The sequence below is a fragment of the Ruegeria sp. BHSA123 genome (genome assembly GCF_059613425.1).
Genome location: NZ_JBXWSL010000063.1, coordinates 1 through 13,993, shown reverse-complemented (window position 1 = coordinate 13,993; position 13,993 = coordinate 1). Strand labels below are relative to the sequence as shown.

Genomic DNA, 13,993 nt, shown 5'->3' with positions numbered 1-13,993 from the left:
TTTGACCCGGAAAAGCCGACCATCACGTCGGGCATCCGCCTGGGCAGCCCCGCCGGCACCACCCGCGGCTTTGGCGAGACCGAATTCCGCCAGATCGCCGACTGGATCATCGAAGTGGTCGACGGCCTGGCTGCCAACGGCGAAGACGGCAACGCCGAAGTCGAAGCCCGCGTCCGCGCCCAGGTCGCAGATCTCTGCAACCGCTTCCCCATCTACCCGAACTTGTAAACGTTTAAAAAGTAAAGAAAACGGCGCTCTTGAGGCGCCGTTTTTTGTTGTTTGAGCGACCGCTCCGACAAAAGAAGATCAGGTCAAGCGTCAGCTTGGCTGCCTTCTAAAGGTCAGATCAAATCGCGCCACCACAGAAAGACAAGCAGCAGCGCTGTCAGAGCCAACAGGTTGAAAGCCAGCCCCCCCAGCAATCCAAGGAACCAGCCCCACCTGCGATCCGCAAGATTGATGCTTCCCAGATGGTCCTGCACCACATCCGACGCCCTGACGAGCTTTGGGGTATCAAGAATCAACCGCATCTTTGGGTGCGATGCCATCGCCTCGGACCGGGCAAGCACCATGGCCTGCCGGTACACCCGGCGCGGCAGACGTCGTTTTGCCTTTCGAATGGATGCCTCTAGCGTCTTGTCACGCACGCCAAGCTTGGCACGCAGCAACGCCACTGTCTCAGCGATCCGGGTCTGAATGTCTGTGTCCTGCGGCATGGGCTCTCTCCTGCCGCAGCAATCTAGCCTGCGCCACAAAGACCTACAATGGGGCTGGTGATCCGCTGTAGGCGCTTGTATCACGCAAGCTATGCTGAACACGATTGTACATGGCGAACCCACCGCCCGCCCCCCGCTGGTCATAGCACACGGCCTTTACGGATCTGCTCGGAACTGGGGCGTCATTGCCAAAAGGCTTTCAGACGAACGGCAGGTTGTGGCGGTGGACATGCGCAACCATGCCTACAGCATGTGGGACCCGAGCCATGATTATCCCCATCTGGCACAGGATATCGCCGAAGTCATAGAACAGATCGACGGCGTGGCGGATGTTCTTGGGCATTCCATGGGTGGAAAGGCTGCTATGACGCTGGCTCTGCGGCACAATGGGTTGGTGAACAAGCTGGTGGTCGCCGACATTGCGCCGGTTCAATACTCGCACAGCCAAATCCAGTTCATCGACGCCATGCGGGCTGTTGATTTTTCGCGCATCGCCCGCCGGTCGGACGCGGAGATGCAACTTGCCGAACAAGGTGTTGAGAAAGCGTTGCAAAGCTTTTTCACCCAATCGCTGGATATCAAGGGAAAACGATGGCTGCTTAATCTGGATGTTCTGGCAGCTGAGATGCCAAAGATCATGGGCTTCCCCAAGTTGGACGCCACATGGGATGGCCCCGCCCTGTTTCTGTCGGGCGCGGCATCGGATTATGTCCTGCCGGAACACCGCCCTGCAATCCGCTCTCTGTTTTCCGGCGCGCGTTTTGCCAAAATACCCGGAGCCGGGCATTGGCTGCACGCCGAAAAACCACGTGAGTTCGAAGCGGCAGTCCGGACATTCCTGAACGCCTGATCAGGCGCCCCTGTACAACCGCCGGGCCACAATCCAAGACACCGGAGCAGCGATCACAGCCCCGGCAACTGCTGCGCCGACAATTGCGCTGACAGAGACCAATCCAGCAGAAAGCACGGCGATTACGGCAGAACCTGAAATGGCAGTGGCGATCAGTGAATATAGCATGGTGGCAAGGCGAAACATGGCCGGGTGTTCCTTATGATGACTTCCGGCCAAACATGTCTCGATTCGAATGTGTTTTGCATTGATTTGCATCAGATGCGGAAACCTGACGCTTCATGAACCTGTGACTTCGTAACTACCGTTGACCCCGATCCGCCGGCCCGCCAAGGATGTGGAGCGCGTGAAAACCCAAGTCTTGTGCCGTCAAAGGTACACACGCTCCCCTTTACGCTTTTCCCAAAAGGATTAGCACGCGACTTGAGGTAGATGAACCAACGGACTGAGGAGCCAAGGTTATTGCTCGCGAAACGCGCGCGACATGCTGTCCGACACAGGTTTGGCGATATAAGCTGCAAAAGTTCGTTCTTCGGTTTGGATCATAATTTCCGCAGGCATGCCGGGGGTCGGAACAAAGCCGCTCACCCGATGTAGTTCGTCCGGGGTAAGTGAGATGCGCGCCAGATACACCTCTTTTGGAACGCCAGCTGCCTCTTCAAGCAGTGCGTCGGCTGAAACATAAAAAACTTCTCCGTACAGAACCGGCGTTGTGCGCTGATTGAGCGCGATCAGGCGGACAGAGGCGGTCTGCCCGGTTACCACACTGTCAATCTCGGTGCGCGGGATTTGCGCCTCAATAATCAACGGCGCGTCGGCAGGCAGGATTTCGGCAATGGGTTCGCCCGTTTCGATTACGCCACCTGGCGTATGATAATGCAGGCGAACCACTGTCCCGGTCACAGGGGCCCGCACCACGGCCCGGTCCAGAACATTGCGGGCCTGACGGGATTTTTCGCGCACGCTTTCCAGATCGGCCTCGACCACGCCCAATTCATCCAGTGCTGCCTCGCGATAGGCGGATCGGGTGCGTGTAATCTGTTCCTGGTACTTTAAAAGCATCTGATTGATTTCAGCGGCCTCCGCCCGCAACCGGGCCTGCTGTCCCTCGGCTTCGGCCTGCACACGCCGGATCGTGTTCAATTCGCCCTTTCGAACCAGCCCTTTCTGGAAAAGCTGATTCTTGGACTCGTATTCCTCCTGCAAGATTTCGGCACGTGTGGCCATGCTGTCCAATTGAGCCTCAAAGCCACTTGCCCGAATCTTCAACGCTTCCATGTTGCGTTCCAATAGCGCCACATCATTCAGCAAGGTCTTGCGCGACACATCAAAGCTGAGCATTTGACCGTCGAGAATGGCCATGACTTCCACGTCTTTGGAGGCCTCGACCAGATCTGGTGTAAAGACCAGACGATCCCGTTCCCCATATTCCGCCAGCAACCGCTCGGTCATCGCCTGCAAGCGCAGTTTGCGGATGAACAGCTCGCGCTCATTGGCCTGGGCCGAGGTCTGATCCAGCGTCATCAGCACCTGACCTGCCTGAACCGATTGCCCCTCAACAACCTTGATGTCTTCGATGATCCCGCCCTCAAGGTGCTGGACGATCTTGTTGCGTCCAGTGGCGACAAAACTGCCCTGCGCAATGACCGCCGCCGCCAGCGGGGCGCTGAAAGACCATACGCCAAAACCGCCGAAACAGACGACCAGCATAATAGTACCGATGACAATAAAACGGTTGATCGAGCGCGGAACTTCCGCATACCAGACGTCTGGTTCACCGGCAGAGTGCCTTACGGGTACGAGGTCATTCATGGTCAGCCCCCCTGTTGCCCTTCAATTCCAGTCCGTTTGCGCGGCCCGTTGATCTGCTGAAGAACCTGCTCCCGCTGCCCAAACAATGCGACGCGCCCATCGGTCAGCAACATGATCTTGTCGACCACGTTCAGCAGCGTCGGTTTCTGCGTAATGACGACCACGGTGATCTTGCTTTCACGCGCCTGTTCAATGGCGCGCCCCAAGGCTTTGTCCCCGGCGACGTCAAGGTTCGAGTTCGGCTCGTCCAATACCACCATTCGCGGGTTCCCAAAAAACGCCCGCGCCAGCGCAATGCGTTGTTTCTGTCCGCCCGATAAAGGCGATCCATCAGCGGCCACCACGGTCTCATACCCCTGCGGCAGGGTTGCGATCATGTTGTGTACATCAGCCAGAACAGCGGCGTCGTGGATCTGTTCGTCCGTGGCATCGGCCCGCATCCTGCCGATATTGTCCTTGATGGTTCCGGGGAACAACTGCACATCCTGTGGCAGATAACCAATGCTTTCACCGAATTGGCGCGGGTCCCAGTTGCGGATATCCATCAGGTCCAGCCGCACACTTCCCGACGTGGGCAGAACGGACCCGACAAGGGTTTTGCCCAAAGTGGTTTTGCCCGCACCGGAATTGCCGATAATCGCCAGTGTTTCACCGGGGATGAGTGAGAAGGTAATCCCATTCAGAACCACACGTTTGGTTCCGCCGGGGACATAAAGCAACCGCTCTACATCCAACCGGCCTTCGGGGCGCGGCAGGCGCAACTTCTCGTGTTGCAGAGCTGAGGTTGACAGCAGCGCCTTGATCCGCCCATAGGCCGCGCGCGTCAGAAGGTAACTGTTCCACCCTTCAATCGAACCTTCGATGGGCGCAAAGGCGCGCCCGGCAATGATCGAGGCCGCAATCACCATGCCGCCGGTAATCTCTCCCTGCAGTGCCAGAAATGCGCCCCATCCGAGAATGCCAATCTGTGTCAGCAGGCGAACTGCGCGTGAAATCGCCGCGAAGATCACGTTTCGATCCTGCGCGCGTACCTGCCAGGTTAGGGATTGGGCGGTGTCCCGCCCCCAGATCCGCACTGCTTCGGGGATCATGGCCAAGGCGTTGATAATCTGGCTGTTGCGCGACATGGAATCCAGATGCAGGTTTGCCATGGATTGCGCCCTGTTTGCCTCGGCAAAGGGTTTGGCTGTCATTTTCTGGTTGACCAGCGCAATCGTCATCAGGATCAGCGCCGTCACCACGACGATCATGCCCAGTTGCGGGTGCACGAGAAAGATCATCAGAATGAACAGAGGCGCGAATGGCACGTCCAGAAACGAAATCAAAGTTCCCGAGACCAGAAAACCGCGCAGCTGCTGCAAATCGCCGAGCGTCTGATATTCGCGCCCGTTTCCATGCAACGACGCGTGCGCAGCAGCACTAAGCACCGGTGCACCCAAACGAACGGCAACCTCGACGCCGGTTCGCATCAGCGTAAACCGCCGCACCGCATCAAAAGCAGACTGAAAAATCACGGCCCCGGCGACGATCGCCGTCAACATGATCAGCGTATCCAAGGATCGGCTGGTCAGAACCCTGTCACTGATCTGAAACAGGTAGATCGGGATCGACAGGATCAGAATATTGGTGGCGCAGGTCAGCACCAGAACAAATGCCAGGTTACGCCGGATCGCCCGGATCGAATCCCGCAATGTGCGCTGGAAATCCTCGGGCGGGGTGCGCTTGTGAAAGGTTTGGGGTGGCCCGTTCCCGTCACCGCCGCCGGCTTTTGCCCGCAACAGTGGCTGGTTTGCTTTGGCCTCGATCGTTGCGCCCATGTGATCCGCGCCGGACGCGCGCGCAGAGGGGGTCTTGCGCGCTGTCGTTTCGTCTGCGGTTGCATGATCCGGGCCGTCAGCATCAGCCACCCCGTCACCACCGCCCGCAATGTCCTTGTCTTGCACGGGCTGCGGCGCCGCACACCGATGGGGAGGTTCAGCGCGCGGTAGTTCACATGAGTGTTTCTGGTCTTTGGCCTGTTTCAACGCATCGTTTTCAACCGGCCGGTTTTGATCTGGTTCAGGCACTCGGAACTCCTGCGTCAGATGCAGTCGGGTTTTGGCACCTGTGGCCCGTTTTGCAGGATCTGCCCCTGATTCGGGATCCTGACGCTTCAGACCCAACCCGCCTTGCCTGTCCAGCGGGCTGGATAAAGGATGGCGGTGCGACGAAAAAACAAACGACATGTAGAAACCTTTTGGTCACTCAGCAAAATCTTGGGGGGATCAGGCCAGCATGGTTTGCAGGCCGTCGTCAGGTGTAGTTGCATCAACAGCTGGGGTATTCAGTGCCAGGGCCGCATCCGGTTGCGCGACGGTCATGTCACCCATGATGGCGGCAATTGCCTCATTGGTCATCGCGGTAATCTCGTCGTTGTCCGGCATGTCGATCAGGCTGGCCTGATGCAGCAACAGATCGGAGTACGACCCGTCAGCTGCCATGACTGTCGAGTCCACACCCATCTTGGTCAGATGGGCAGTGTTCAGCATGGCATTGCTGCCCGCGACAACTTCGGCCCCGGCAGCATTCGGGCCCGACAGGTCAATGTCATCCTGATCCAGCATCATCGTGACCTGGTTGACGATGTTCACCTGCATAAGATCGCCGTCGATCTTGAGGACGCGCAACTGTTCCATCCCGGCGAACATCGGATCATTCAGAAGCGCGTCTTCCAACGCCTCCATGTCCATTTCCTGTATGGCCAGCGCGTCCGCCATATTCTGTTGCATATCCTGGTGAATGTCCTTGCCGATCGTTTTGACCGACGCGTCGTTCATGAGCAGGTTTTCATCACCGTCCATTATCGACGCGGGTACTCCACCGCTGATGATATCGTCATCCATAAGGGCCATGGACTGAATCAGCACATCGACTGAAATCATGTTTCCGCCGATCATGATGAGATCGTAATAGCTGCCCAATTGCACGATATCGGCGACATTGTACATTTCGTTGTCGCCCAGCACGTAAAGCGTGGATGTGGCTGAAATTTCGGTCTGAATGTGATCGATATCGGTGGCATCAATACTCTGGCTGATGAAATTCGCGACCACCAGATCGCCGTGAACCCAGTCCACAACAACGTATGCGGGCTGGCCACCTGCTCCGTCGGCATCGTCCAGCCAGGCGGCCTCTTTGCCTTCGACTTCGATCACCGAAGACTGAACCAGGTTGGTACCGCTTCCGGCATTCATGGCACCCACGTCCCAGTCGGAAACAAGCGCGACCTGACTGATGACCGTCAGATTGATGGCCTGTCCGCCTACAACAATGTACGGAGCATCCACCCAACCAATTGTCGCAGACACTGCATTGATCGCCAGATTGCCGCCGGTCACCACCAGATGCCCGTCGTCAAATTCGGGATCCTTGGACTGATCCCATTCGGCAGGCCACGGCGTTTCCGCTTCATCGCCAGTCGCCTCATCCGGCTGATGGAAAGCGGGCAGCAGGTCGGTCCATTCAGGTGCTTCGGCCATGTGCTCGCCATTGACGATCACACCCAAGGCATCATCGCCATGGAACTGATACACGGTGACGCCATCCACATCCCCGTTCATCGGGTTCAACATCTGTTCGGCCAGTGCCTCGACCATCTCGATTGACTTGTAATCCGCGAGTGAAAATGACGGGCTTGCTACGGCATGAAGTGACGACGCCATGTCCAGAATCTGCTCACCTTTCGCGATCAGCGCATCCGTGTCGCGAAATTCACCCTCGCCCACCGTATCGTTGTCACGCAGGAAAACCTTTTGCATGGAGTAACTTACCGCCGACCCCAACGGCACGTTTTCCGGCTGCAGAATGACAAGTGTAGGAACGGATGACGGTCCAATCGTGTCGTCCGGGACAAAACGCTCGGAAACCGGCCCATCTCCCCCAAGGATAATCACCGATTCATGTACAGGCCCCTTCGGCGCGTCTGGTAGCGGCAGGTTAGGTTGAGGTGGGGCAAAATTGTATGGGAGGAGTTTGTATTCGCCCACCGGGACATCAAGATCGGCCCTGATGTGGATCGCAGCAGGATCGTCCAGCCCGTCAATTTCTGCTTTTCGCCTCAGGGCGGTGAATTCGTCATACTGGTCCCGCAGCCGGGCCTGTTCGATCGTAAGTTCAAATGTTCCAACAAAATGCGCTATCGTTTCCGTAATTGCGTCAAGGGCCATGTCGGTCATCCTTTTTCACCCGCACCGGCCAGAATTTCCGCTTTGGGTTCAGTTGGGCCGGGGCCACTGCACGCGGCCCCGGCATTTTCGAAAATAGCGAGGCCCGATAATGCGGGCCTCGCCTTATGACTTATGCGTCGTTGTCGTCGCTTGCGTAGGACGAGGTCATCGAGCCACCGACCATGGTCGTATCGACCGAGTTGCCAAGCACGTTGGCCCCCATGACGATCGACTGGTTAAAGGCCGAGGTGTCGACAACAGCCGCTGCCGAGGCATAGGACTCACCGCTCACGATGCCATCGCCACCGTTGTTCGAGCCCCAGCTGCCACCGTTGCCACCTGCGCCACCGTCACCTGAATAGGCACCGGCCGCGCTGCCGCCCGTGATGGTTCCACCCATGGTGTCACCGGACATGGCTGTACCGGTCGAGTATCCGCTGGCTCCGCCATTTGCGGCGGACGCGCCGCCGGCACCACCGGCACCCGAGCTGGCCGCACCGGTCGCATCGCCCGACCCGGTCGATGTGGCATCGTTATCGGACATGCCCGAACCACCGTATCCGGCGATTGCTTCAGCAAGGCTGTCGGCGGCTCCGTTTGTATCGGCATCACCGAATACATCCGCCGCTCCGCCATCACCGGCGGTATTGGCTGCATCGGCAGATCCGGCACCGTTGCCCGAAGACGTGGATGTGGGCGTCGTTGTGCCGCCTGCTCCGCCGTCACCGTCTGCAGCAGACGTACCAGAACCCGCTGCGTCCGCTGTGCCGTTGGCCGAATTGGATCCGCCATTACCACCGCTGCCATCCGTGTTCTGCGAATTGCTGGACGCACCGTTCACGTCACCTGGGCTTTGGTTGATGTCGGGGCCGCTTGCGGACTGGTCGCCAACACCCTGCGCATCTGAATCCGCGTCAGCGGTTCCACCGGAACCATCGCCGCCCGAACCGTCACCGCCTGAGCCATCGCCACCAGAGCCATCGCCGCCCGAACCGTCGCCACCGGTTCCGTCACCGCCAGTTCCATCACCACCTTCGCCCGCTTCGGCATCAATCATGCCAAGCTCTTCCTGCAGGGCCATGATTGCAGCTTCGACCATCGCAGCAAATCCGCCTTCGCCGTCACCGCCGGTTCCGTCACCGCCCGTGCCGTCGCCACCGGATCCTTCACCACCGGTTCCTTCGCCGCCCGTGCCTTCACCGCCGGTACCAGGTCCGCCAGTGCCGTCGGCCGAGCTGTCCGCGCCACTGTCAGCGCTGCCCTCTGCAGCGTTGCTGCCCGCGGTCGCATCATTGGCTTCGGTAGTGCTGTCACTGGAATTCGACGACGAACCGTCCGTCGAAGCGCTGCCGTCACCGCCGTCTGATCCTTCGGCGTCTACGTCATTGCCGGCCAGACCAAAGCCTGTGCCGCTCGAGTCGGAATCGCTGTCGCCGCCATCGGCGCTACCCGAGGCATTCGAGCCAGACAGACCAAGGCCCAGTCCCAGACCAAACGAATCTGCGCTTCCGCCGTTACCACCGGTTCCGTCACCGTCAACGCTTGAGCTGCCGTCGTTGGCAGCAGAAGACGAACTGTCAGCGTCGCCGCCGTCGCCGCCAGTGCTGTCACCGTCAGCCCCTGCGCCGGACAGGCCGACACCAATGCTGGCGTTATTTGCGTCACCGGTATCACCGCCTGCGCCGCCACTCGAATCCGCGTCGGCGCTGCCGGTTTCGCCACCGGCACCAAACGCATGGCTGCCCAGCGTGGTCGAGTCTGCCGAACCACCATAGCTGGTACCACCGTCGCCCGAATCTCCACCGCTGGACTTGACGCCGATACCTTCTTCAGCGTTGGCGGTACCGCCATAGGCGCTACCATTCTGATAGAAACCGGAATTGTTCGAAACTGACGCCGATTCCAGCGTGTCGTCATCGCTCAGGCTGGCCACCTGACTGTTGACGGCCGCCATCGCGGTTCCCGCACCATCCATTGAGATATCGACATTCATGTCATCGCCAGGATCATAGTTCAGATCACGGCCTGCAGTTATTACGTCGCCAACCGACGCGTTATCTCCGAAGTCCAGATCAACCTGATCGTCATCACGCGGAATCCACTCTCCGCCACCAAAGTCGATATTGATCGCATTGCTGTTCGAATTGTCGTTGGTGTTATCTCCGGCATTGAGCGTCTGGTCCTGATCCTGACCTTGATCCTGATCCTGGCCCTGATCTTGACCTTGGTCCTGGCCTTGTTCCTGACCCTGATCCTGGCCTTGATTTTGGTCCTGACCCTGATCGTTGGAGTTTTCGACAGTCTGGTCCTGCTGCTGCTGTTGTGCAGTCAGGTCAGCTTCGACAAACGCCTCATCAATCGGGATTTCGACATTAACCGGAGCTTCCAGGTTCTCGACATTAATTTCGTCGACGGTCGTTACGTTTGTATTATTCACATTACGTCTCATGACAAATTCCTATTCTTGGAACGCCAGACCGCCATTCATCTAAAAAGCGGCATCAGGCGAGGTTGAAACAAAAAAATACCCGCGCAGCGCAAAAACGCGCTGAATGCGGTCAGTGGAAGTTTCTAAATGGCCACCTCCTTTCCCGGCTAAGCCGAAAGCGCGGCGGTTCATGAAGCTTGCTAAAATACGCAATGACCGGCGCGACAGGGACAGGCGCTTCGACAATTGAAGCCCAGCCATGTTCGCAGCGACGCACGCCCACGCCTAGCTAGTCGAAAGTTTTGAGGTAGTTACATCATTGTTTTTATTACTTTCTTTTAGAACGCGCCTAAATCTGCGTACACCTGCCCCGCATGACCTACCCATAAAAAGTCGCAACAAAATAATTCAATTGTTTCCGCTGGTTGCACAAAAATCCAAGCGGAAACCTAACCGAAAGTTCTATGGTACGGGCTATGGAAACACTCCTCCCGGTTGTGGAAAACCATGCTTTCGAGTATAATAATATTTAATTACCTATTTGATTAGTTAACTATTTCAGACCACCAGAATTCAAATAAGCAATTTTTGGTTGACCCTGTTTGCGAGGGAATGTGATGAGTGCGTCATTGATAGATGAAACTGCCAATCAGGATCTTTATTCAGAAGATTTTTCGGTTGTCTTTATTGGAAAAGAATTATTCTACTCCAATCAGACCCTAAGAAGCGTTCAAACTGAATTCGGAGTTCGCGCCCGGCGGTTTGAAACCCTCGAAGCCATGAGCAGCCAAGCGCCCGGTTGCAGCAAGATCGTTGTTGTTGATCAGATGATGCTAGAAGACCTGCTGGCGCGCCCAATGGCCTATACCAAAAGTACCGGATCCGGCTGTCTTGCCTTTGCCTATCGCAAAGAAGAATCAGCCCGGCATATGTTTGAATCCTGGGATCGCGCGCAGTTCGGCGAAGTTGGATTTCTGCCGATGAATTTGGCGCCCGATGCTTGGCGTGCCATCCTCAGGCTGCTGATGCATGAAGAATTGTACCTGCCCAGTTTCCTTGCCGATTGCGTCGCCTTTCCAGGCCAGCACACTCGGGACGTCCCGAACCGACCAGTGACAAGTGCCCCCAATGGTGTCGACCAGCAGTCGCGGTACCTGAAGCTGACGCGTCGCGAAAAGCAGGTCCTGCAACTTGTCTCGCAGGGCAAAAGCAACAAGTTGATTGCGGCCAAGCTGGGAATTACGGAACATACGGTCAAGTTGCATATGCACAACGTGGTTGGTAAGATCGGTGTCAGCAACCGCACCGCTGCCGCGCATTTCTATTACGAGGTTGCGCCGCACGAGGCGCAGCAATCCGCCCTTGACTGACACGTTCGAAGCCCGGTTCGATCGCCTGATCCTTCTGGTTGGCAGGCTGAACTATATGTGGACCAACACCGAAAGCCTGCTGATCCACCTGATCGCGGGCCTTTCCGGAACGTCGAAAGACGTGGCCGTCATTATTTTCCTGACCTTGAACACAACCCGCGCGCGTATTGATCTGGTCGAACGGCTTGCCAAGATGGAGGGAAGACCCGCGCAGGTTCGTGACCCGATCCTCGAACGCACGCAACGGCTCAGCAAGCTTTCAGGCATTCGAAACAAGTATAACCACTGCATCTATTCATTCGATCAGGAAAGCGGAAACCCGAAAACAATTCTGATGCGGATTTCTGACCGTAAGACCGATATCAGACTGGGGCGCTCGGACACGGTAGATGATGATGCGCTTCGCGAAATCGAGACAGTCGTCAATCAGTTGTCAGCCGCGAACAAGGACATCTGGAGGCTGATCCGGGAATTGGGGTATCCGGTATAGTCCTGGTCATGAATATGACGCCATGACGACGTAGGCTGCGCTTCACAGCATTTTCGGTCCCGAAGGCGCGCAACCCGGGCAGCGGAATGTTCCTTTCGAAAGTGCCTGGTGCGGGCGGTGGGACTCGAACCCACACGGGCATACGCCCTTCAGATTTTAAGTCTGATATGTCTACCATTCCATCACGCCCGCATGGCGCGGCCCTTTCGGACAGTGCAACGTCCTTACAAGCACAACGAGATGATAACAATGTGCTTTGACCTGCCAGATCAGGAAAATTAGCGGGCAGCCCCGAAGGAAGTCACCTGCGCGCAACGGCACCCCGATCACATCCTCAGGCTTTGGCGTGGTCCGACACATCCCCAGGTCCGATGCATCGGATCGACTGACGGTGCCCCTTCCGGGGAACGTGTTTTCAATACCAATCCTTTTCCCGTTCTATCGGGGAACAAAATTTGTCGCGGCGCAAGCGTACATAGCTCCCGACATTACCATATTGTATGAATCTGATTACCCAAAACCTGAGTCTCTCATTTCTGTACCAGAGCCACTTTCATGTCCCAACCCTGTTTCGGACTTGTTTTTTGTTACTGTCCAGCGAGTTAGACCTGAGTTCCCCTATTTCCCGATTGAAATGCCCATATACATGGCTACTCCGGGGAACAACGGTAAAGGACGGTTCCGCCCAACTCGGACGGAGGCAGGTAAAGCCTCAGTGTCAGATCGGGACGTTATAAATTTCAATGATTTGGTGGTGCCCGCACACGGACTCGAACTGGGGACCTACTGATTACAAATCTTATCATCCTATTTTCGATAGCATAATAGCCAATTCGATTGGGCAGTATATTTCTTTAAATAGCAGTAGTTTTTGCGTGTTGAAGTTTCTATAAGACCCTTCCCAACTCTCCGCACTTTGCTTACCTTTCGCTTACCCACTCCGTCGGAGACCAATATGCCCAACGTCAGATTAACAAAATCAAGTGTCGATCGCCTTTTAGCAACAAACCGGGACACGATCTATTGGGACGACGGTTTGCCGGGTTTTGGACTCCGCGTGAAAACGACCGGCGTCAAAAGCTTCTTAGTTCAATATCGCAACAAACAAACCGGTCGGTCGAAACGCAAGACACTTGGGCGATATGGGCCGACCTTGTCTTTGGGCGCCGCCCGCGAAATGGCACGCGCGCTTCTTGCTGACGTGGTCCGTGGCGGAGATCCTGTCGCGGACGCTCAAACGCTCAGGCACTCACCAACGGTGAACTCACTTGCCGCGCAATACATGACCGAACACGCGGAGCCAAAGAAACGCCCCGGTAGTGTTCGGAACGATCGGTCGATGCTGGACAGACACATTCTCCCCAAGCTTGGGGAGCTAAAAGTCATCGAAGTGACGCATCAGCATGTTCAGAAGCTTCACAACCAACTGCGCGATACGCCGTATCAAGCCAATCGCATTCTGGCGCTCATGTCGAAAATTTTTGAACTGTCTGTGCGCTGGGGTCAGCGTTCTGACAATCCGGCAAGCGGCATAGAAAAATTCCCCGAGGAAAAGCGGGACCGCTGGCTGTCAGACGATGAGCTGCAAAGACTTTTGGTAGCTCTGTCAGAGCATCCAAATCAGGTTGCAGCGAACGCTATTCGCCTGCAGCTCCTAACAGGCGCACGGATCGGCGAAGTGCTGAAGGCAAAATGGGAAGACTTCGATTTGGACCGCGCGGTATGGACAAAGCCGTCGCACCACACAAAGCAAAAGCGACGAGAGCACCTGCCGATTTCGACAGCAACCTGTGATTTGCTTGCGGCAATGAAAGCAGGGGCATCTCCTGAAAGTCGTTGGTTGTTTCCGGGACGCTCTCCGGACCAACCGTACAAAGATCTGAAGAAATTTTGGAGCTCGGTCACCACATCAGCAGGTCTTCAAGACTACCGTATCCACGACAATCGGCATACGCATGCGTCGCATCTCGTTTCCAGCGGTCTGAGTCTGCCTATAGTCGGTCGATTGCTTGGACACACGAACCCGTCTACCACGCAACGCTACGCGCACCTCGCAGATGACCCGTTGCGGCAGGCAGCGGATGTGATGGGTAAGAAGATCAGCGGTGGCAGTTCCTGAAAC

General features: G+C 56.7%; 10 protein-coding genes, 1 tRNA gene and 1 pseudogene. 5 read left to right on the top strand and 7 right to left on the bottom strand.

What is annotated here, in order from left to right; all coding sequences use genetic code 11:
- Window positions 1-228 (top strand): annotated as a pseudogene (gene glyA, locus AC2FNC_RS17730) (serine hydroxymethyltransferase); the annotation flags it as partial.
- Between the two features lie 113 nt (window positions 229-341).
- Here the strand turns inward: glyA and AC2FNC_RS17725 are convergent.
- Window positions 342-716, bottom strand: coding sequence for a hypothetical protein (locus AC2FNC_RS17725; protein WP_480521168.1), 375 nt, complete (start codon window positions 714-716; stop codon window positions 342-344).
- Between the two features lie 91 nt (window positions 717-807).
- On the opposite strand from AC2FNC_RS17725, the gene AC2FNC_RS17720 reads away from it, so the two are divergent.
- Window positions 808-1,566, top strand: a complete 759-nt coding sequence (locus tag AC2FNC_RS17720) for an alpha/beta fold hydrolase (RefSeq protein ID WP_496716116.1) — start codon at window positions 808-810, stop codon at window positions 1,564-1,566.
- Here the strand turns inward: AC2FNC_RS17720 and AC2FNC_RS17715 are convergent, their stop codons facing one another.
- The 5 genes from AC2FNC_RS17715 to AC2FNC_RS17695 form a co-directional block, all read right to left on the bottom strand.
- The gene (locus AC2FNC_RS17715) at window positions 1,567-1,752 is read right to left on the bottom strand and encodes a hypothetical protein (RefSeq protein ID WP_496716114.1); all 186 of its coding nucleotides are present in this window, start codon (window positions 1,750-1,752) and stop codon (window positions 1,567-1,569) included. It lies immediately after the preceding gene.
- Window positions 1,753-2,025: 273 nt separating this feature from the next.
- The gene (locus AC2FNC_RS17710; protein ID WP_480473560.1) at window positions 2,026-3,378 is read right to left on the bottom strand and encodes an HlyD family type I secretion periplasmic adaptor subunit; all 1,353 of its coding nucleotides are present in this window, start codon (window positions 3,376-3,378) and stop codon (window positions 2,026-2,028) included.
- A 2-nt stretch (window positions 3,379-3,380) separates the two neighbouring features.
- Window positions 3,381-5,603, bottom strand: a complete 2,223-nt coding sequence (locus AC2FNC_RS17705) for a type I secretion system permease/ATPase (protein WP_496716113.1) — start codon at window positions 5,601-5,603, stop codon at window positions 3,381-3,383.
- 39 nt (window positions 5,604-5,642) lie between these two features.
- Window positions 5,643-7,583, bottom strand: coding sequence for a type I secretion protein (locus tag AC2FNC_RS17700; protein WP_496716111.1), 1,941 nt, complete (start codon window positions 7,581-7,583; stop codon window positions 5,643-5,645).
- A gap of 130 nt (window positions 7,584-7,713) precedes the next feature.
- Window positions 7,714-10,020: a hypothetical protein gene (locus tag AC2FNC_RS17695; RefSeq protein WP_496716109.1), complete on the bottom strand. Its 2,307-nt coding sequence runs from the start codon at window positions 10,018-10,020 to the stop codon at window positions 7,714-7,716.
- 608 nt (window positions 10,021-10,628) lie between these two features.
- Between AC2FNC_RS17695 and AC2FNC_RS17690 the strand changes: the two genes are divergently transcribed.
- Window positions 10,629-11,381 (top strand): helix-turn-helix transcriptional regulator, encoded by a 753-nt coding sequence (locus AC2FNC_RS17690; RefSeq protein ID WP_496716107.1) that lies wholly within the window; start codon window positions 10,629-10,631, stop codon window positions 11,379-11,381.
- Window positions 11,374-11,871 carry a hypothetical protein gene (locus AC2FNC_RS17685; protein ID WP_480473566.1) on the top strand — a complete coding sequence of 166 codons (498 nt, stop codon included), beginning with the start codon at window positions 11,374-11,376 and terminating at the stop codon, window positions 11,869-11,871. The genes AC2FNC_RS17690 and AC2FNC_RS17685 overlap by 8 nt, the downstream gene beginning before the upstream one ends.
- 106 nt (window positions 11,872-11,977) lie before the next feature.
- Here the strand turns inward: AC2FNC_RS17685 and AC2FNC_RS17680 are convergent.
- Window positions 11,978-12,063 (bottom strand) — tRNA-Leu (locus tag AC2FNC_RS17680).
- Window positions 12,064-12,826: 763 nt separating this feature from the next.
- On the opposite strand from AC2FNC_RS17680, the gene AC2FNC_RS17675 reads away from it, so the two are divergent.
- Window positions 12,827-13,990: a tyrosine-type recombinase/integrase gene (locus AC2FNC_RS17675; RefSeq protein ID WP_496716105.1), complete on the top strand. Its 1,164-nt coding sequence runs from the start codon at window positions 12,827-12,829 to the stop codon at window positions 13,988-13,990.
- Window positions 13,991-13,993: the final 3 nt, after the last annotated feature.

Bases quoted from the DNA above. Each gene is read 5' to 3' on its own strand.
- AC2FNC_RS17725 (WP_480521168.1), bottom strand. From the start codon at position 716: ATGCCGCAGGACACAGACATTCAGACCCGGATCGCTGAGACAGTGGCG.
- AC2FNC_RS17720 (WP_496716116.1), top strand. From the start codon at position 808: ATGCTGAACACGATTGTACATGGCGAACCCACCGCCCGCCCCCCGCTG.
- AC2FNC_RS17715 (WP_496716114.1), bottom strand. From the start codon at position 1,752: ATGTTTCGCCTTGCCACCATGCTATATTCACTGATCGCCACTGCCATT.
- AC2FNC_RS17710 (WP_480473560.1), bottom strand. From the start codon at position 3,378: ATGAATGACCTCGTACCCGTAAGGCACTCTGCCGGTGAACCAGACGTC.
- AC2FNC_RS17705 (WP_496716113.1), bottom strand. From the start codon at position 5,603: ATGTCGTTTGTTTTTTCGTCGCACCGCCATCCTTTATCCAGCCCGCTG.
- AC2FNC_RS17700 (WP_496716111.1), bottom strand. From the start codon at position 7,583: ATGGCCCTTGACGCAATTACGGAAACGATAGCGCATTTTGTTGGAACA.
- AC2FNC_RS17690 (WP_496716107.1), top strand. From the start codon at position 10,629: ATGAGTGCGTCATTGATAGATGAAACTGCCAATCAGGATCTTTATTCA.
- AC2FNC_RS17675 (WP_496716105.1), top strand. From the start codon at position 12,827: ATGCCCAACGTCAGATTAACAAAATCAAGTGTCGATCGCCTTTTAGCA.